This is a genomic window from Acidovorax sp. sif1233, from assembly GCF_019218755.1.
Classification (GTDB): domain Bacteria; phylum Pseudomonadota; class Gammaproteobacteria; order Burkholderiales; family Burkholderiaceae_C; genus Acidovorax.
Genome location: NZ_JAHUWZ010000001.1, coordinates 1,531,820 through 1,550,475 on the forward strand (window position 1 = coordinate 1,531,820; position 18,656 = coordinate 1,550,475).

Below are 18,656 nucleotides of genomic sequence, written 5' to 3' on the forward strand. Positions count from 1 at the left end.
CCCCGCCTGATGCTGGCGGGCAGCCCCGTGCGCACGGCGCCCCGGTTTATTCCATCGACGGATCGATCAGCACCTTGGCGCCCGTGTTGCGCGCGCCGTAGAAGGCGATGGCATCGGCGCTGAGCGCACCCGCCAGCGACACCGTGCGCGCGTAGTGGCTGGCGAACGTGGTTTTCAGCTCGGCCGCCACGCGCGCGCGCAGCGCCTGGGCCGCCGCGTCACCGATTTTCTGCAGGAAGGGAAACAGCAGCCAGCCGCCCACGCCCCAGGCCATGCCAAAGGTGCGCTGGATCTCGGTGGGGCGCGTGTCCAGGTGGCCGTACAGGTACACCTGCTTGTGCACCGCCGAGCCATAGCGGCTGTACTCCTGCGCCTTGCGGTTGATGGCCGCTTCCATGCACTGCAGGATCTGCCCGGCCAGCGTACCGCCGCCCGTGGCATCGAACGCGATGGTGGCGCCCGTGGCGGCCAAGGCATCCGTCAGGTCGGCCATGAAGGTGGGCGCACTGCTGTCGCACACATATTGCGCGCCCATGCCCTTGAGCATCTCTGCCTGCTCGGGCTTGCGCACGATGTTGACCAACCCGATGCCGTCCTTCTGGCAGATCCTGAGCAGCATCTGGCCCAGGTTGCTGGCCGCGGCGGTGTGCACCAGCGCGGTATGGCCTTCGCGCTTCATGGCCTCGACCATGCTCAGCGCGGTCAGCGGGTTGACGAAGCACGATGCGCCTTCGGCCGCCGTGGTGCCTTCGGGCAGCGGCAGGCACTGCGCCGCTGGCATGGCGCGGTACTGCGCGTACATGGCGCCGCCGATCACCGCCACCGTGCGGCCCAGCAGCGCCTGCGCGGCGGGGGACGACCCTGCGGCCACCACCAGGCCAGCGCCTTCATTGCCCACCGGCATGCTCTGGCCGATGCGCGCGGCCATGCCGGGCATGGCGCGTTCGGGGATGCGGGCGGTCGCCACCGGCCGGTCAGGGCTGCCGGATACCTGGACGGTGGCCAGGTCGGCGGGACCGAGCAGCAGGCCGATGTCCGACGGGTTGATGGGCGTGGCCTGCACCTGGATCAGCACCTCGTCGGGCCCCGGCGTGGGCACGGGCGTGGGCTCCAGGCTGATCTGCAAGGTGCCGTCGGGCTGGACGAGCGAGCGCAGTTGCAGCGCGGTCGCGGGGATGGTGGCGGTGGTGGTCATGGGTGGCTTTCGGTGGGAAGGAAGAAGGGCGCGCCCTTCTTCCAAGGGCGCGGCCCGGTGCCGAACATTAGAACTGGATTGCGCCGCAGCCACGGTCGCGCAAGTGCCTTGCGGCGGCAGGGTTGCTCTGGGTACCGCCGTGCAGTCCGGCACGCAGGCCGCGTCCCTCCACGCGCCGTCAACCCCCCAGCGTGCGCACCATCTGCTCGTACATCGCATCCACCGCCGGCGAGCGCAGCGACACCTTGCTGCGCAGCACCGCCACGTCCATCGAATCGAGCGGCGGAAGGTCGAACTCCGCCGGCAGGTCCTGCAGTATCTGCAGATGCGCGGGCACGCTGCAGCGCGTGAGCACCGCCACGGCCAGGCCGCTTTCCACCGCGGCCAGCTGCCCCGCCAGGCTGGAGCTGTGGTACACGATGCGGTGCGCCCGCCGCCGCGCGGCCAGGGCCTTCATCGTCGCCATGCGGGCCAGGCTGGCCGATTCATACACCGCAATCGGCAAGGGGTCGCGCCGCCACACTTCCAGCTGCGGCGAGCCCACCCACACCAGCGGCTCGTGGAACAAGAAGCGCCCGCGCTGGGGCTTGTCGCGCGAGACCAGGGCCAGGTCCAGCTCGCCCCGCCCCAGGCGCGGGATCAGCGAGGTGGACTGCTCGCACGTCAGCTCGATCTCCACCCCGTGGTAGCGGTGCGCAAAGCTGCGCAGCACCGGCGTGAGGTAGGCGCTGGCGTAGTCGTCCGGCACGCCCAGCCGCACCCGCCCGGCCAGCTGCGGGCCGAACAGCGCCGTGTGCGCCTCGGCCTGCAGGTCGAGCACGCGGCGCGCGTACGACAGCAGCTCGGCCCCGGTCGGCGTCACCTCCAGGTGGCGCGGCCCGCGCAGCAGCACCGGGCGGCCCAGCGCGGCCTCCAGCTTCTTGATCTGCATGCTGACCGCCGACTGCGACCGGTGCACCAGCGGCGCCGCGCCCGACAGCGAGCCCGCGTCCACCACGGCCACGAAGGCGCGCAGCCAGTCGATCTGGAAATCCGGGTGGTTCATGGGGCGCGTCCTTGTGGGTGGGGCATGCAGCCAAGCCAGACCATGGCTTTGCGGTAATTCGTTTATCGAATGGTAGCTCTTCGAACTATGCGCTTTACACCAAAGCGGCAATCTTCGAGCATCGACCGCATGAACCACAAAGCCAGCATCGCCGCGCCGTCCACTGTTGCCAACGCCCCCACGCCCGGCAACGCGCGCGAGCGGGACGGCCAGTGGCTGCTCATCGCCGGTGGCGTGCTGCTGGGCACCATCGGCGTGTTCGTGGAAGAGGCGGGCCAGCACCCGCTGGTCACCGTGTGGTTCCGCTGCGCGTTCGGCGCGCTGGCGCTGCTGGCCTGGTGCCTGGCCACGGGCCGGGGGCGTGAATTGCTGCTGAACGGCCGCGCGCGCTGGGTGGCCTGCGCCACGGGCGTGCTCATGGTGCTGAACTGGGCGCTGTTCTTCGCGGCCATCCCGCGCACCTCCATCGCCGTGGCCACGGTGATCTTTCACATCCAGCCCATCTGGGTCATCGTGTTCGGCGCGCTGTTCCTGCGCGAAGCCGTCTCGCCCATGCAGTGGCTGGCCACCCTGGCCGCGCTGGGGGGCCTGGTGCTGACCACCGGCCTGCTGGACGGCACCGCAGCGGCTGCTGCGGCCAGCAGCAGTGGCGGCTACATGGCCGGGGTACTGATGTGCCTGGGCGGCTCGCTGTGCTACGCCGGCGTCACGCTGCTCGCCAACACGCAAAAGACCATCAGCCCCTTTGCGATGGCGCTGTGGCAGTGCCTGGTGGGCGCCGTGGCGCTGGCCTGGGCCCCCTGCGTGCTGGGCTGGCCGCAGCAGGGTGCAGCCTGGGGCTGGCTGCTGGGCCTGGGGGTGCTGCACACCGGCCTGGCCTACGTGGTGCTGTTTGCCGGCATGGCGCGCCTGGGGCTGGGGCGCATCGCGGTGCTGCAGTTCGTGTACCCGCTCACGGCGGTGCTGGTGGACTGGGTGGTGTATGGCCGCACGCTCAGTCCCGTGCAACTGGCGGGCGTGGGGCTGATGGCGGCGGCGCTGTGGACGATTCGGCGGCCGGGCCGGGCTGCTGTTGCCCAATCGGGCTGATGGCCCGACAGCTCAGCGCAGCTGCTCTGCCATCGGCACGAACACCACCGACCGCTCGGCGCACTCCGCGTCACTGGGCGGCTGCCACAGGTCGCTGGCCAGCTCAAAGATGTGCGGGGGCACCACCATCGAGAACGTCTCTCCCTGCTCGGCATTGCGCCGCAACACGCGCTCGCGCCGCACCTCGCGCGGTGCGTCCAGCAGGTACACCGTCATCGCGTCAGCCCACGGCCCCATGCGCGCATAAAAGGCGTCGCGCTGGTGCTGCTGGATCAGGCCCACCTCCAGCACCACATCGTTGCCCGCGGCCAGCACGGCTTCTGCGGTTTTCCAGATCTGCTCCAGGCAGCGCAGGGTGCGGGGCACGTACCAGGCCATCACATCGGCGGTATCGGGCCGGTCCGGCGAAAACAGCGTGGCCATCCAGTCGTCCAGGTTCAGCGGCACGGCGCGGTGATGCTGCACCAGTTGACGCACGAAGGTGGACTTGCCCGCGCCGACCGGCCCGATGACCAGATGAATGCGGGGGGCGGTGCCTGCAACGGCTGCGGGGGTGGTGTGTGTCGAAGCGGAGTGCATGATGAGAAAGGGCTCCAAAAATGCAAAAAGCCCTCTCTGCAGGCAGGGAGAGCTTTCCATCGGGCGGACGAAAAAAAGCCCTCGACGGTGGTGGAGGGCTTTGCGGTTCGCTCCGATTCCAAGGATCAGATGCGAGGTTGGCAGTGTAGGTGGCTGGCGCGCGCAGCGTCAACCCACGGGCCGTGTGGGTGCGACGAATTCCAGCCTGCCGTCAGGGCGCTTTGGCTGCCGCGATGTGCCGCTGAAAGAACGCCAGCACCTGCGCATTGAAAACCTGGTGAAAGGCCACGCGGTCAAACCCCGCGCCATCGCGGCAGATGCCCGGCACTGCCTCGGCCAGCGCTGGCGAGCAGGGCGCCAGAAAGGCGAAGTGCCCCGCGTTGGCCGCCAGATGCCACTCGGGCGCGCTGGGCAGGCCCTGGCGCACGGTCTCCACGCTTTGCAGCGTGACGCCATCGCCGCCCAGTGCCGAGGCCCACAGCTGGACGGGGGTTTTGACTTGCCCCAGGCCTTTGGCATCGAACACGCTCAAGGGGTCGACGATGATTGCCGCCCGAATGCGCGGGTCCGGCGCGGGCGTGGTGGGGATCTCTTTGCGCCGGATCTCGCCGCACAAGGGCCGGGTGGATAGCGGCGAGCACAGGTCCTGCCGTGACGTCCAGTCCGGCACGGCGCCGATGGCCACCAGGCCCGTGTAGCCGCCGCGTGAAAAGCCGAAGAAACCGACCTTGCCCGCGTCCAGCTGCGCGCGCTGGGGCCACGCGCCCAGCATGTAGTCCGTCAGCCGCTTCATGTCCACGGGCCGCGTGGCAAAGGCCGACAGGTGACCCTGGCGGCTCAGGTCCTGAAAGTTGTCGCCCGGGTGATTGATAGCGGCCACCACATAGCCCGCCTCGGCCAGCGTGGCCGCCGTGTCGTGGTGCCCCAGGGCCGAACCGCCCGCGCCGTGCGACATGACGATCAACGGCAGGCCTTGGCTGGTGACGGGGCAGTCCCGCGTGCCTTGCAGCACCAGCGGCGACAGGTCGATGCGGCCCGGCGGCGCGCTGCAGGGCGACCACACGGCGCCGCGCAGCGCGGGCCCGTCCTTGTCTGCAGGCACCTCAATGAAGGCAAAGCCCGCAGCGTGGGCCAGGGTGGCGGCGCTGCACAGCGCTGCGGGCAAAAGGGAACGAAAGAGCCAGCGAAAACGGGTCATGGGGATGTGGTGGGGCGGATGGGAATCAGCAGGTCGGTGCGCAGGTCCGCCTGCGCGGCGTTGCGGGGGGAGTTGAGGTAGTGCTCCAGCGTGGGGCGGTCGTCCGGCTCATAGCCGCTGGCGGGGAGCCAGCGTGTGTGGATGGCCGCCAGTGCCGCATTGATGCGCGTGTAGGGGCCGGTGAGCGTGTGGCGTGCATACAGGCCTGCCGGGATGTCCAGCAGTTCCAGCCCGCCATCTGCCACCGAGGTCTGCTCTGGCAGCACCACCGCCGCATAGTAGCGAAACCCGCCGCCCTCCACGTCCTGCGGGTCACCGCAAGATGCGCCCAGCCGGTGGGCCGCGCGCTGGCCGCACTGCAGGTACAGCCGCCGCTGCGTGTGGGGGATGGTGGATGGCGGCCCCTGGTGGCGCAATGCATGCAGGCGCTGCGCCGGGCGCTCAACGATCTGCACGGCCAGCGTTTGCTCGGCCTTTGCATGCGCGTTTGCATGCGCGTCTGCGGCGCCTGGATCAAGGATGAGGCGGTGCATATCCCGCTGGAATGCCCGTGGCGATTGCCCGGTGAACTGGCTGAACGCACGGGTGAAGGCCTGCGGGCTGTCGTAGCCCACCTCCATCGCCACCTGGGTGATGCTCTGCCCGCCTTGCTCCAGCAGCTGCGTGGCCAACGCCAGGCGCACGCGGCGCACCGTGGTGGCCACGGTTTCGCCCGCAATGCTGCTGTAGACGCGGTGAAAGTGGAAAGGGGAAAAGTGGGCAATGGCGGCCAGGTCCTCCAGCCGATGCGCTGCCAGCGGGTGCGCCACGATGTGGGCGATCACGCGGGCCACGCGGTTGCGGTAGTGCTGATCGGCGCTCTGGTCCAGGCTCATGGCCGCAGAGTGTGCCGCAGCTTGCGCGCCGTACTTAGCCGATCTTGCTACTTTGTGGCCTGGTGCCGCAGCTAGTCACTGCCCAAACACCATCGCTTGGTGCGCCCCCACGCCCGCCAGCACCCCTTCTGCAGACGCCAGCGTGGCGTTGTGCCGCATCAGCGTGGCGTCGCCTGCGGCATACACGCCCGGCACCGTGGTCATCTTGTTCGCATCGGTGCGGATGCACGGGCCCATGGGGCCCTCATCCAGCGCGCAGCCCAGTTGTTCTGCCAGCGGGCTGGCGGGGCTTGTGGTGGCGGCTACGTACAAAGCGTCAATCGGCATCAGGCGGCCATCGGCGCCGCCATTGGCCACCAGGCGCACACCGCTCAACGCCCGATCAGGCCCCTCCAGCGCGGCGATGCGCGCCGGTTCCACCGCAATGCCCAGCGCCAGCAGCCGCGTGCGCTCGCTGTCCTCCAGCGTGGTTTCGCCATTCAGGAAAAGGGTGGTCGGGCCCCAGTCGGCAATCAGCTGCGCATGCATGCCGGACTGCGGCGAGTGGTACAGCACGCCCAGCCGCTGGCCCGCAAACTCGTAGCCGTGGCAATACGGGCAGTGCAGCACGCTGGTGCCCCAGCGCTCGCGCAGGCCCACAATGTCGGGCAGGCCATCTTGAACGCCAAAGGCCAGCACCAGCTTGTGAGCCTCCATGTGCGTGCCATCGTCCAGCACCACGGCAAAGCCGCTCTCCGGCGACCCCGCGCTTTGCTGCGCCGTCGCAGACACGGCCGTGCCCTGGCGCAGCGCCACCGTGGGGTAGGCCAGCAGCTTGCGCCGCGCCTGCTCGATCATCGCCAGCGGCGGCTCGCCGTCCTGCCCGAAGAAGCCGTGCGACGCGGCGGCAAACCGGTTGCGCGGCTGGCCCGCATCCACCACACACACTCGCCGCCGGGCCCGCGCCAGCTGCATTGCGGCCGACAGGCCGGCAAAGCTGCCGCCTATCACGATCACCTCATACGCCTGGGTTGTTGTCATTGCTGCTGTCGCCATGAGAAATCTCCTTGTGACCGTGGCACCCTGCCACCATGCGTTGATGAAACTCGGCCGAGAGCTGCGCCAGCGTCACCTCGCCCAGACGGGCCAGCAGCACCTCTTCGGCGGCTTGGTAAGCGTCAGTCAGCGCGCGGTTGACGGCCTGCTCGACGATGCAGCCCGGGCTCTCGACCCGGTTGCCCACCGCCAGCAGCGTGGGCGCGCCCAGCGCTTCGTGGATGTCGCGCAGGGTCACTTCGGACAGCGGACACGACAGCACCCACCCCCCGCCATGCCCCTTGGCCGACGAGACAAAACCCGCATACCGCAGCCCCGCCATCAAGCGGCGGACCACCACAGGATTGGTCTGCATGGCCTGCGCCAGCGACTCGGACGTGGCGGGGCCATCCATCTCTGCCATGTGCAGCAGCGCGTGGAGGACGTTGGAAAGGCGGCTATCTCGTTTCATGCAACATTCAAAGTTGCGTGATGTTAGCATGGGCCCAGAAAGAGCGCTGGCGGGCTCACGGAAAACTACTGAATTGATAGCTGCTAGCGCTTGATGGATAAGCGTAATGTGCCAATTTGGCTTGATTCCTTCGCCCCTGTCGCACACCCCCACCCGTTCGGGTTGAGCCTGTCGAAACCCTGCGCTGACCTGGGAATCCCGTTGGACAAGCTCAACGCAAAAGCGCCGTATCCACCACACGCCACACACCATGACCCATCCCACCGCCTCCCCCTTCACCGACCCCGCCGCCGTCGCCCGCTACGCCGAAGGCCCCCGCCGCAACGTGCCCGGCTACGACAGCCTGCTGCCCATGGTTCGCATCCTGCTGGCCGAGCGCGTGCCCGCCGACGGCCGGGTGCTGGTGGTGGGCGCAGGCGGCGGACTGGAGCTGGAGGACATGGCACTGGCGCACCCCGGCTGGCGGTTCGACGGCGTGGACCCCAGCCAGCCCATGCTGGACCTGGCCGCGCAGCGGCTGCAGAGCGCAGGTGTGTCAAACGACCGCGTGGCGCTGCACCACGGCTATGTGCAGAGCGCACCGGCCGGGCCGTTCGATGGCGCGACGTGCCTGCTGACTTTTCACTTTGTGCCGCGCGAGGAGCGTGCGGCCATGGTGGCCGAGATCCGGCGGCGGTTGAAGCCCGGGGCGCCGTTCGTCGCGGTGCACCTGAGCGTGGCCGATGGTGATGCTAGTGATTACGGCGGCGAAGGCGGGGCAGGGGAGCGCGACCTGTGGCTGTCGCGCTATGCCGCGTTTCAGGTGGCGTCCGGCGTGCCGCCGGAGCATGCGGCCAGGGCGCGAGACAAGATTGCTGCAGAGCTGGCGGTGCTGACGCCAGAGGAGGATGAGGCAATTCTGCGCGAGGCCGGGTTCAGCGATGTGCAGATGTTTTACATGGGGTTTGCGTTCAGGGGTTGGGTGGCGCGCGCGTGATCTGATCAAGTCGCCCCCTGGGGCATTCCGCAGCCCGGCCACGCGCTGCTAGGTAGCAAAAACAGGCTGCAGCGCTACCCCCGGGCTGCGGCCCCGGCAGGATGCAAAGCCTAGCCACGTGTGCGGGTTGCCTTCCCAACACCAGCCCAGCCGTGGGTGCTGGTTGCTCAACCACAGCGCGGGCACGCGCCGGTCCCCGCAGCGCGAGCCCAGCATCATGAAGCAGTGGTTGGGTTGCAGAAACTGTGGCCACTGCAGCAGCAGGCAAATGCCTTCCTCCACAGTGATCGGCGAGCGCTGCTGCGCCGCCAGACGCTTTTGCGCATCGCTGGGCACGGCATTCAAGGTGGCGTTGCCACGGTCCACGCCCAGCAACAGGTACGCCTCGCCCGCGGGCATCGCAATGTCGCGCGTGGGGCAAAAGTCCTCTGGCTGCCTGGGGTGCAGGCGCTCCATGGCCGCCTTGCCGTTGCGGCTGACCAGGGTTAGCAGTTGCCGGGCGGGCAGGGCGGGGGTGTTGATTACGATCACGGCGTCGGCCGTGCCGGCATCAATGTCTGCAGCGCCTAGCGTACCAACGCCCGCATCACCGGGGGCGTGCGGCAGGTGGTCAAGCAGCGGCACCAGCGCTTGGCGAAAGTCCTCCGCAGGCAGCCCCAGCGTGTGGTGAATGCCCAGCGCCACCAGCCGGTCGATCTGTGCGGACAGCGCGGCGTTCATGGCTGCGCCTTTGCGCCGTACGCTGCGTGCAACCGCAAGGGCGCTGCAGCGGCGAAGGCCCCGTTCATGCGCCCCAGCTCTTGCTCCACCACCGCCGCACGCGCGACGGGCAATGCAAACAGCTGCACCGGCTGCGGCAGCCGAAAGCGCGTGTGGTCGTGGTGCAGCACCGTCACCAGCGTGCCCAGCGGCGCCTCGTCGTCCTCTCGCACCACGCAGCTCCAAAACCAGCGCTGCCGCTCGCTGTCGTCCGCCAGGCCCCACTCGCGCGAATCGGCCAGGCCACCCGGCAGGGGCGGGTACACGGCCAGCCCGGCCGCGCGCATTGCCCGCGCCAGCGGGCTGAACAAAAGCCGCAGGTACAGGCCATACGCTCGCTCGCCAGCCCGCGCAAAGGCGTGCTGCAGCCGGGCTTCGTGGGCGTTTTGGGTGGGCTGCCAGGCACAAGCCAGCCACGCGGCCGAGGTTTCGCCCAGCCGCTCAATGGAGCTGGTGTCAATGGAAGGCATGGTCAAGGTCCGCAATCTGACTCCTTTGTGTGTACGATGTACGCATATCATTCACTGAACAGCGTACACTGTCAACAAATGAACAAGAAAACCGGCAGCCCATCCCCCGTATCGTTTCCCGGCCAGGCCGACCCGGAAACCACCCTCAATCTCTTGTGGGGCGCCACCCCCGCCCCCGAGAGCGCGCGGCGCGGCCCCAAACGCAGCCTGTCTGCCACGTTGATCGGAACTGCTGCGCTGGAACTGGCCGACGAAGGTGGCCTAGCCGCGCTCTCGATGCGGGCCCTGGGTGCCCGGTTGGACGTGGCGCCCATGGCGCTGTATCGCTACCTGCCTAACAAAGACGTCCTGCTGGAACTGGTCCTGGAGGCCGCCTACGCGCAACTGCCGGACGACCTGTCCAGCGGCGCAGATTGGCAGGCATGCCTGCGCTCGGTGGCGACCGATGCCTGGAACCTGTACCGCCACCACCCCTGGATGCTGCAAGTGGCCTTGCAGCGCCCGTCTCTGGGCCCCCACGCCATTCGCAAGTACGAGCGGGAACTGCGCGCCATTGAAAGCGCGGGCCTGTCAGACCTGGACATGGACCTCGTCATTGCCGTGGTGTCTGATTACGTGCGCGGTAGCGCCCGCAGCGCCACCGAAGCCACCACCGCCGAAGCGCAAACCGGTCAGTCAGACGCCCAGTGGTGGGCCGCCCATGCGGCCCATCTGGAGCGCTTGCTCCAGCCCGAGCTGTTCCCGCTGGCCGTGCGGGTGGGCGCAGCGGCAGGCGCAGCGTACGGCGGCCCTACGGACCCCGCGCGCAGCTTTGGGTTTGGGCTGGATCGATTGATTGATGGGATTGCTCTGCAGGTGGCAAAAGAGCAGGGTGGGGGTGCGGGAAGGCACGGATCGCGTTAGCGCACCCACGCCCCGCCCAGCGGGCTGCGTAAATACACCTTCAACGCACAGGCGCCAGCGCCCACCGGTCCTTCGACGCCTTCACCAGAAAATCAATCACCGCCTTCACCCTGGCCGCATTGCGCCGGCCCGGTGACGACACCGCGTACAGCGTGTGCACGGTGCGGGACGCAAAAGGCGCAAGCACCTCCACCAACCGGCCTTGCGCCGCATCGGCCGCCGCGAGCGGGCTGGACAGTATGCCGATGCCCGCGCCTCCCACCAGTGCGTGGTGCACCAGGGCCGAACTGCTGGCGGCCAGGCGCGAGCGCACGGTCACCTCCAGCGGCTTGCCTTGTGCACTGCGAAAGGCCCAGGTCACCGCCGGCCCCTGCGCGGTGTGCGTGACGGTGTGGTGCTGCTGCAGATCGCTGGGGTCGGCGGGCGTGCCGTGCTGGCGCAGATACTCCGGGGCCGCGTACAGGCGCCGCTCGAACCGGCCGAGCGCGCGCGCCACCACCAGGTCGCTGTGGCCCACGGTGGTGCGCAGCGCCACGTCGATGCCCTCCGTCACCAGGTCGGCCACGCGGTCATCGGCCAGCAGCTCCACCCGCAGCGCGGGGTAGCGCGCCTGCAGGTCCGCCAGGTGGGGCAGCACCAGCGCCTCGCAAATCTCCTGGCTGGAGGCCAGGCGCAAGGTGCCCGCCACGCGGCTGCGCTGGTCCGACAGCGATGCCCCGATGTCCTCCAGTTGCGCCAGCAAGGCACGCGCTTCCTGCGCCAGTTCTGCGCCCTCGGGCGTGGCCGACAGGCCGTGCGTGGACCGGCGCAGCAAGCGCACGCCGTAGCCGGCCTCCAGCCGGTCCACACCGCGCGCGACGACCGACACCGCCACGTCCATCTCGCGCGCCGCCGCAGAAAACGAGCGCAGGTCGAGCGACCGCACCAGCCACCGCAGGTCGGCCGGATCGGGGAGGAAGGAGCGGGGTTCTTGTTTCATCGTGCGCGCCTTTGCGTGCGGAGCAAAAGCCATTATCGCCACGGGCGGTTTCCGTGGCGGGGCGCAATTTCTACAGTGAAGGCTCGTTCAACCCAATGCTTTCAACAGGAGCCCTCCATGCCCATCCTCAACGTCAAAGTGTCTGCCCAACGCACGCCCGAACTGTCTGCCCGCATTGCAGAAACCCTGCTGGACCTGACCACCCGCGTGCTCGGCAAACGGCGCGACCTCACCGCCGTGGTCATCACCTTTGTGGACCCGGCCGACTGGTACGTCGCCGGCCGTTCGCTGGTCGACCTCAAGCAATCGAGCTTCTACTTCGACGTCAAGGTGGTGGACGAGACCAACACCAAGGCCGAGAAGGCGCGCTACATCGCCGAGGCGTTCGCAGCCTTTGAAGGCCTGCTGGGCGCGCTGCACCCCGAGAGCTACGTCTACGTGCAGGACGTGCGCGCCGCCGCGTACGGCTTTGGCGGCCGCACGCAGGAATACCGCCACCAGCACCCAGAGCAATAAGCAATCAAGCCATCAAGCAAACCATCAACCAATAGCTACCCAGGAGCACCGACATGACGATGACGACGACAACGAACAACCACCTCGCCGACGTGATCGTGGCCCAGACGCTGGAGCGCGCGGGCCTGGCGGACTGGATTCCTGAAGGCGAAGGCAAGTGGTCCCTGCCCATTCAGTTTTTGCCCGACGATGCTGGTTGGGTGGAGCTGATGCGCCTGTCCCCCGGCACGCGCCTGGGCCTGCACCGCCACACGGGCGAAGTGCACGCCCTGACGCTGGCGGGCGAGCGCCGCTTGAACGATGGCCGCGTGGTGCGGCCGGGCGACTACATCCACGAACCCGCTGGGAATGTGGATTGGTGGGAGGCGACGGGTACCGAAGAGTTGCTGGTGCATGTGGTGGTCAAGGGCAGCGTCGAATACATCGGCCCGCACCACACGGTGCTGCAGCGGATCACCACGGCGGATCGGCGGGCGGACTATCGTCGCTGGTGCGATGCGGTGGGCGTGTCGGTGCGTGATCTTTGTTAGCGGCGTGCGCGAGTCCAGGCGGGCGGGGCACTCTGTGCAGCGTGGGCAAGCACATGCCCCGCAGAAATATGAGTAAAAACAGGCTCTAGCGCTTATTGGTATAGCGCTGATAGCTATTAAATACAGAGCAAGCCTTATAGCCGTCCCGTTGCGTGCTGGTGGTCGCAGGTATCGGCTGGAGCTAGAAGACATGGCGCTGGCGTATCCCCGGCTAGCGTTTCGACGGTGGGGACTCCATTCAGCCTATGCTGGACTTGGCGGCGTAGCGGCTAGAGAGCGCTGGGATGTCAGACCGCGTGGCGCCGCACCGCAGGTATGTGCAAAGCGCACCGGCTGGTCCGTTTGTTGGCGCTACCTGTCTACTGATTTTTCACTTTGTGCCGCGCGGAGCTCCGTCAGCGGCTGAAGCCAGGGGCTCCTTGCTGCGAAACTGGCAGTGCTGAAGCCGGAGGATGAGGCGGTTCAGCGTGGCTACAGCGCGCCCTCTGGAACGACGAGTCAGGCCTTCAGTTCAGTTTGCCGCAACATTGTTTGTATTTCTTTCCGCTGCCGCATGAGCATGGCTCATTTCTGTTTCGGCCTTTCTGTTGTGGTGCCTTAATCACCGGCGAGTTCGTGGCTACGATTTTTGCCTGGCGCATGAATAGACGAGGGCTGTTTCCAGGAAACCATTTGCTCAGAAGAAATGTGTCCGTGGCGGCAACTATCCCGCCAGAAATTGGCTCCAGCGCACCCCACGTGCTTGTTGTCGCGAAGCGCAGCAGCTTTGCGGGAAGTGAATCCACCAAAGTTGGCTTTCCAACACTCTCAACGTATCGCCGTAGCGTCTCTTGAGCAGCTGATGCCGGACTCCCTACCGCTAGCCAATCGCGGAAAGACTGAGCGTGCTTGGATTGACGCAAATCGATAATTTGACGAGCAGTCAACTGCTTATTTGCGAAAGCTAGCCCAAGGTCAGGAACGCCTGACACTTGCTGAATCTGCGCGAAGGCCGTACGGCCGTGAGGTGAGAAGCCCAGCCTTTGTCCTTTTGCCTGTAGGACGGAAAGAGTTGAAGCATCGCCTGTAAGCTCTCCCGCCTCTATCTGGCTGCCGACACTAAGCAGAAAGTTCTCGAATACGACCCGCAAAACCGCGCGAATTTCAGGAGAATCATTCTTTTCAGGCGGAACATGAGGGTTAAAGATATTAATGGTGTTCGCTTTACTGCCGACCAAATTTTCAATCGCTCGGCCACCATTGCGAATAGATAGCATTGCCTGCAGATATGGGCTGTCCTGGATGTCACGGTAGGCTTCTGCTCTAACACCCTCCAGAAGCGATTCCGTTGAAAGTTGAGCTGTGTGATCCAGCAGCAATCCCTTGTACTGCTGCCTCGTTACGGACGTTGAAGCTGGGTTCATTGCCATGAATGCCGCGTCAATTGCCTGGTCCAGTGGTAGGAAATGACTAGTAGCCAGATTCGGTATCAAACGTTTGTTTTCTGGACCATCTCCAACTTTGAAGAAGACGACTCCTCCGGTGCCGACATAACCAAACCACTGATCGAATCGAGTGAGGACGATGGTTCGGGTTTGGAGCAGTTCAAGGAGGACATCGTCGCCAAGCATGAACCTGAGTACAGACAATATCTGCAAGTTGCCAGTCGGAATGACTACTTGGTCATACATGAGCAGGTAGTCGGCAAGCCTTGCCCAATAAGCGGGCCCATTCACCATCATGTCTGAGGCACGTTCTTGGCTTTGAATCATTGGCCAAATGCCCAGGTCTGTTGCAAGGAGTCTGCGCATAGAGGAACTGATGCCTAGTGATGGGCCTTCCCAATCGGCAGTCCATTTCTGGGCTGGCTGTATAGATTGGCGAGGCAAGTATTGAGGATGGCCTGTTGCTCAGCTTCGCGGCACTTTTTATAGCGCTACAAGGGCATTGGCATGGACCGGATCATATTTCGCCTTCGGGTTTTGAAGTGCTGTCTTGCCATAAACCTCATTCCTATTGCATCGGTTTTCATAAACTTTGATCTGTTTTTGTTCAAAGTTCAGTCTTGTCCGGCCAAAGTAGACCGCATAGCATCCCTGTCAAGCACCCACCCCCATGAGGTGCTGCACAACGCAACGACAGGAGACAAGCCTTGCCATCCACCCGCTGGAGTCACTGCGGCGCCGAAGACCTGGACGTCTTGCAGACCATCTTCTGGTCCGCCGGTGCGTCGCGCAATGCGCTGGCGCAGCGCCTGGCCTATTCCAAGAGCAAGGCCAACGCCATGGTGGCGGCGCTGCTCGATGAAGGCCTGCTGGACGAGGTGGGCCTGCAGGAATCGTCTGGCGGCCGGCGGGCCGAAACACTCCGTTTAAGCGAAACCCTGGGCGTGGTGATTGGCGCCGACCTGGGCGCCACCAGCATGCAAGTCGCCATCATGCGGCCCGACATGACGGTGCTGGCGCGGCACCGCGAGCCCATCGATGTGCGCCAGGGGCCGGGCGTGATCCTGGCGCGTGTGCGGGGGCTGATGCGCGAGTTGCTGGCGCGCTGCGGCATGCAGGCTTCGCAGGTGATCGCCATCGGCATGGGCGTGCCGGGGCCGGTGGATTTTGAAAGCGGGCAGCTCGTCAACCCGCCGCTGATGCCCGACTGGGACGGCTTCTCCATCCGCGACTACCTGCGTGAGGCGTTTGCCGCGCCGGTGTTTGTGGACAACGACGTGAACCTGATGGCGCTGGGCGAGCTGTGGCGGCTGCAGCGCAATCTGCCCAACTTCCTCGTGATCAAGGTCGGCACGGGCATTGGCTGCGGCATCGTCTGCCACGGGCAGGTGTACCGGGGCGCCAACGGGTCGGCCGGCGACGTGGGCCACATCTGCGTGGACCAGAGCGGGCCGCGCTGCCACTGCGGCAACCAGGGCTGTGTCGAGGCGATGGCCGCTGCGCCCGCCATGGCGCGCATGGCGATGGAGGCCGTGGAGCGGGGCGAGAGCGCGATGCTGGCCGAGCGCCTGCAGGCCACCGGCACGCTGACCACCGAGGACGTGGCCCAGGCCAGCCGGGCGGGCGATGTGGCGGCCAACGCGATCATCCAGCGCGCGGGCAGCCTGGTGGGGCAGATGCTGGCGTCCATCGTGAACTTCTTCAACCCGTCGCATGTGTTCATTGCGGGGCGGGTGACGGACATGGGGCCGCTGTTCCTGGCGTCGGTGCGGCAGAGCGTGTACCACCGGTCTCTGGCGCTCTCCACGCGGCACCTGGAGATTCAATACGCGCCGTTGGCCGACGATGCCGGCGTGGTGGGCGCGGGCGTGCTGGCCATGCAGCAGAGCTTGGCGCTGTCGCCGCGTGCCTCTTCTTCTGCGACCAAAGCCAATGCCGTGGGGGCCACACGATGAGCGTCGCTGTCGAGTTTCGCAATGTGACCAAGGAGTTCGGCCCCGTGCGCGTGCTGCACGGCGTGGGCTTTGCGCTGCAGCCGGGCCGGGTGTATGGCCTGCTGGGCGAGAACGGCGCGGGCAAGTCCACGCTGATGAAGATTCTGGCCGGGTACGAGAGCCCCACCACCGGCGAGGTGGTGGTGGACGGCGCGGTGCGCGCCCCGGGCGGCGGATCGCGCGCGGCCGAGGCGCAGGGCATTGTGCTGATCCACCAGGAGTTCAACCTGGCGGACGACTTGACGATTGCGCAGAACATCTTTCTGGGGCACGAGATCAAGAAGGGCCTCTTTCTGCCGCCGGGCCGCCCCAAGGCAGAAAGCGGCCCCCTTGGGGGGCAGGGAGCGACACGCAGTGCGCGACCGTGGGGGTCATGGTTTCTCGACGACAAGGCGATGCGCGAGAAGACGCGCGCTGCCTTGGCACAGGTAGGTTTGCCGCTGGACCCGGACACGCGGGTGAAGAAGCTCATCGTGGCCGAAAAGCAGCTGGTGGAGATTGCCCGCGCGCTGGCCCGCAATGCGCGCCTGCTCATCATGGACGAGCCCACCGCCACGCTGACTCCGGGCGAGACGGAGCGCCTGTTTGCGCTGATGGCTGGCCTGAAGGCGGCGGGCGTGACCATCATCTACATATCGCACAAGCTCGATGAGGTGGAGCGCACCACCGACGAGGTGGTGGTGATGCGCGACGGCCTGCTGGTGGCGCGCGAGGCCACGGCCAGCGTGACGCGGCGGCAGATGGCCAACCTGATGGTGGGCCGCGAGCTGGCGGATTTGTTCCCGCCCAAGCTGCCCGCGCCTGCGGGTGGAGAGCCCGCCATCAAGGTGCGCGGCCTCTCGGTGCCGGGCTGGGCCGAGGACGTGAGCTTTGACGTGCGGCGCGGCGAGATTCTGGGCTTCGCCGGGCTGGTGGGCGCTGGCCGCACCGAGCTGTTCGAAGGCCTGCTGGGCCTGCGCCCGCGCTCGGCCGGCACGGTGGAGCTGGCGGGCAAGCCGGTGAATTTGAAAAGCCCGCGCGATGCGGCGCGCCACGGCCTCACTTACCTGAGCGAAGACCGCAAGGGCAAGGGCCTGCACGTGCACTTCAGCCTGCGGCCCAACCTGACGCTGATGGCGCTGGAGCGCTACGCCAAGCCCTGGCTCGACCCGGCGGCCGAGCAGGCTGCGCTGCGCGATGCGGTGCAGGAGTTCGGCATCCGCACCGGGTCGCTGGAGGTGCGCGCGTCCTCGCTGTCGGGCGGCAACCAGCAAAAGCTGGCGCTGGCCAAGGTGCTGCACCCCGGGCCCAGCGTGGTGGTGCTGGACGAGCCCACGCGCGGCGTGGACGTGGGCGCCAAGCGCGAGATCTATCACCTGGTGCAGCGCCTGGCGGAGCAGGGGCTGGCGGTGGTGGTGATTTCTTCCGAACTGATGGAGCTGATCGGCCTGTGCCACCGCGTGGCGGTGATGCGCGCCGGGCGGCTGCAGACCACGCTGCAAGAACCACATTTGACCGAAGAGGAGTTGATCGCACATGCCACAGGTACCCGCTGAAAACGCATCCACCGCAGCGGGCCGCCACGGCGGCGCCACGGCCTGGTGGGGCAAGCTGCACGGGCTGGGCCCGGTCATCGGGCTGGTGCTGCTGTGCATTGCCGGCACGCTGCTCAACAGCAACTTCGCCACCTATGACAACGTGATGAACGTGCTCACCCGCACGGCCTTCATCGGCATCATCGCGGTGGGCATGTGCTTTGTGATCATCTCGGGCGGCATTGATCTGTCGGTGGGGTCGATGGCGGCACTGATCGCAGGCTCGGTGATTTTGTTCATGAACGCGATGGCGCCCATGCTGGGCTCGCCCATGGCGGCCGTGGTGGTGGGCATGCTGCTGGCGGTGGTGCTGGGCGCGGTGTTCGGGCTGGTGCACGGCCTCTTGATCACCAAGGGCCGCATCGAGCCTTTTATCGTCACGCTCGGCACGCTGGGCATCTTCCGCGCGTACCTCACGTACTTCTCCAACGGCGGAGCCATCACGCTGGAGAACGATCTGTCGGACATCTACAGCCCGGTGTACTACGCCAACCTGCTGGGTGTGCCGATTCCGGTGTGGATCTTTTTGCTGGTGGCTGTCATCGGCGGCGTCATCCTGAACCGCACGGCCTATGGCCGCTATGTGCAGGCCATCGGCTCCAACGAGCAGGTGGCGCAGTACGCGGCGGTGGACGTGCACAAGATCAAGATCCTGACCTACATGCTGCTCGGCGTGTGCGTGGGCATTGCCACGCTGCTGTATGTGCCGCGCCTGGGGTCCGCATCGCCCACCACGGGGCTGCTGTGGGAGCTGGAGGCGATTGCCGCCGTCATCGTGGGCGGCACGGTGCTCAAGGGCGGGGCGGGCAGCATCACCGGCACGGTGGTGGGGGCGATCCTGCTGTCGGTGATCAGCAATATCTTGAACCTGACCAGCATCATCAGCGTGTACCTGAATGCGGCGGTGCAGGGCTTCGTGATCATTGCCGTCGCATTCATGCAGCGCGGCAAAAGGTGACGGAGTGGCCGGAACAACTCTCCTGGCGTTGTTGCTGTGTCTTGCCGTGCTATCCGCACTGTCTGCGGCACAGCGCCTCGCCAGGACCGCTTCGCTGAGTTTTCCA

The 18,656-nt window shown here is 66.7% G+C and carries 19 protein-coding genes; 8 read left to right on the forward strand and 11 right to left on the reverse strand.

Going from position 1 to position 18,656, the window contains the following annotated elements:
* Window positions 1–46: 46 nt before the first annotated feature.
* Window positions 47–1,195, reverse strand: coding sequence for a zinc-binding dehydrogenase (locus KW843_RS07040; RefSeq protein WP_218294326.1), 1,149 nt, complete (start codon window positions 1,193–1,195; stop codon window positions 47–49).
* 178 nt (window positions 1,196–1,373) lie between these two features.
* Complete coding sequence (locus tag KW843_RS07045; protein ID WP_218294327.1) at window positions 1,374–2,240, reverse strand: LysR family transcriptional regulator; 867 nt, start codon at window positions 2,238–2,240, stop codon at window positions 1,374–1,376.
* A gap of 129 nt (window positions 2,241–2,369) precedes the next feature.
* On the opposite strand from KW843_RS07045, the gene KW843_RS07050 reads away from it, so the two are divergent.
* Window positions 2,370–3,329: a DMT family transporter gene (locus KW843_RS07050; RefSeq protein WP_218294328.1), complete on the forward strand. Its 960-nt coding sequence runs from the start codon at window positions 2,370–2,372 to the stop codon at window positions 3,327–3,329.
* 12 nt (window positions 3,330–3,341) lie between these two features.
* On the opposite strand, the gene KW843_RS07055 is transcribed toward KW843_RS07050, so the two are convergent.
* From KW843_RS07055 to KW843_RS07075, 5 genes are all read right to left on the reverse strand, one after another.
* Window positions 3,342–3,908, reverse strand: a complete 567-nt coding sequence (locus KW843_RS07055; protein ID WP_255594582.1) for an ATP-binding protein — start codon at window positions 3,906–3,908, stop codon at window positions 3,342–3,344.
* A gap of 211 nt (window positions 3,909–4,119) precedes the next feature.
* A complete protein-coding gene (locus tag KW843_RS07060) occupies window positions 4,120–5,106 on the reverse strand; it encodes an alpha/beta hydrolase (RefSeq protein WP_218294329.1) in 987 nt (328 codons plus the stop codon).
* On the reverse strand, window positions 5,103–5,981 hold the full coding sequence (locus tag KW843_RS07065; protein ID WP_218294330.1) for a GyrI-like domain-containing protein: 879 nt from the start codon (window positions 5,979–5,981) through the stop codon (window positions 5,103–5,105). Before KW843_RS07065 ends, KW843_RS07060 begins: the two co-directional genes overlap by 4 nt.
* Window positions 5,982–6,056: 75 nt before the next feature.
* Window positions 6,057–7,016 (reverse strand): NAD(P)/FAD-dependent oxidoreductase, encoded by a 960-nt coding sequence (locus KW843_RS07070; RefSeq protein WP_255594584.1) that lies wholly within the window; start codon window positions 7,014–7,016, stop codon window positions 6,057–6,059.
* Window positions 6,979–7,467, reverse strand: coding sequence for an Rrf2 family transcriptional regulator (locus KW843_RS07075; RefSeq protein WP_218294331.1), 489 nt, complete (start codon window positions 7,465–7,467; stop codon window positions 6,979–6,981). Before KW843_RS07075 ends, KW843_RS07070 begins: the two co-directional genes overlap by 38 nt.
* A 250-nt stretch (window positions 7,468–7,717) precedes the next feature.
* Between KW843_RS07075 and KW843_RS07080 the strand changes: the two genes are divergently transcribed.
* Window positions 7,718–8,443: a class I SAM-dependent methyltransferase gene (locus tag KW843_RS07080; RefSeq protein WP_218294332.1), complete on the forward strand. Its 726-nt coding sequence runs from the start codon at window positions 7,718–7,720 to the stop codon at window positions 8,441–8,443.
* A 48-nt stretch (window positions 8,444–8,491) separates the two neighbouring features.
* Here the strand turns inward: KW843_RS07080 and KW843_RS07085 are convergent, their stop codons facing one another.
* Both KW843_RS07085 and KW843_RS07090 read right to left on the reverse strand, forming a co-directional pair.
* A complete protein-coding gene (locus KW843_RS07085) occupies window positions 8,492–9,163 on the reverse strand; it encodes a DUF5701 family protein (RefSeq protein WP_218294333.1) in 672 nt (223 codons plus the stop codon).
* Window positions 9,160–9,672 carry a DUF6022 family protein gene (locus KW843_RS07090; RefSeq protein WP_218294334.1) on the reverse strand — a complete coding sequence of 171 codons (513 nt, stop codon included), beginning with the start codon at window positions 9,670–9,672 and terminating at the stop codon, window positions 9,160–9,162. Before KW843_RS07090 ends, KW843_RS07085 begins: the two co-directional genes overlap by 4 nt.
* Window positions 9,673–9,750: 78 nt before the next feature.
* Between KW843_RS07090 and KW843_RS07095 the strand changes: the two genes are divergently transcribed.
* Window positions 9,751–10,575, forward strand: coding sequence for a TetR/AcrR family transcriptional regulator (locus tag KW843_RS07095; RefSeq protein ID WP_218294335.1), 825 nt, complete (start codon window positions 9,751–9,753; stop codon window positions 10,573–10,575).
* 40 nt (window positions 10,576–10,615) lie between these two features.
* Here the strand turns inward: KW843_RS07095 and KW843_RS07100 are convergent, their stop codons facing one another.
* The gene (locus KW843_RS07100; RefSeq protein WP_218294336.1) at window positions 10,616–11,554 is read right to left on the reverse strand and encodes a LysR family transcriptional regulator; all 939 of its coding nucleotides are present in this window, start codon (window positions 11,552–11,554) and stop codon (window positions 10,616–10,618) included.
* Window positions 11,555–11,671: 117 nt separating this feature from the next.
* On the opposite strand from KW843_RS07100, the gene KW843_RS07105 reads away from it, so the two are divergent.
* The gene (locus KW843_RS07105; protein WP_218294337.1) at window positions 11,672–12,070 is read left to right on the forward strand and encodes a 4-oxalocrotonate tautomerase family protein; all 399 of its coding nucleotides are present in this window, start codon (window positions 11,672–11,674) and stop codon (window positions 12,068–12,070) included.
* Window positions 12,071–12,123: 53 nt separating this feature from the next.
* Window positions 12,124–12,600: a cupin domain-containing protein gene (locus tag KW843_RS07110; protein WP_218294338.1), complete on the forward strand. Its 477-nt coding sequence runs from the start codon at window positions 12,124–12,126 to the stop codon at window positions 12,598–12,600.
* Between the two features lie 506 nt (window positions 12,601–13,106).
* Here KW843_RS07110 and KW843_RS07115 read toward each other — a convergent pair.
* Entirely contained in the window at window positions 13,107–14,390 is a 1,284-nt protein-coding gene (locus KW843_RS07115) for an SEC-C metal-binding domain-containing protein (protein ID WP_218294339.1), read from the reverse strand.
* A gap of 341 nt (window positions 14,391–14,731) precedes the next feature.
* Here KW843_RS07115 and KW843_RS07120 point away from each other — a divergent pair, with 341 nt between their 5' ends.
* Genes KW843_RS07120 through KW843_RS07130 form a run of 3 tightly spaced genes read left to right on the forward strand, consistent with a single transcriptional unit; the run spans window position 14,732 to window position 18,550 of the window.
* Window positions 14,732–15,979 carry an ROK family transcriptional regulator gene (locus KW843_RS07120; protein WP_370628449.1) on the forward strand — a complete coding sequence of 416 codons (1,248 nt, stop codon included), beginning with the start codon at window positions 14,732–14,734 and terminating at the stop codon, window positions 15,977–15,979.
* Window positions 15,976–17,553, forward strand: coding sequence for a sugar ABC transporter ATP-binding protein (locus KW843_RS07125; protein WP_218294340.1), 1,578 nt, complete (start codon window positions 15,976–15,978; stop codon window positions 17,551–17,553). Before KW843_RS07120 ends, KW843_RS07125 begins: the two co-directional genes overlap by 4 nt.
* Window positions 17,534–18,550: an ABC transporter permease gene (locus tag KW843_RS07130; RefSeq protein ID WP_218294341.1), complete on the forward strand. Its 1,017-nt coding sequence runs from the start codon at window positions 17,534–17,536 to the stop codon at window positions 18,548–18,550. Before KW843_RS07125 ends, KW843_RS07130 begins: the two co-directional genes overlap by 20 nt.
* Window positions 18,551–18,656: the final 106 nt, after the last annotated feature.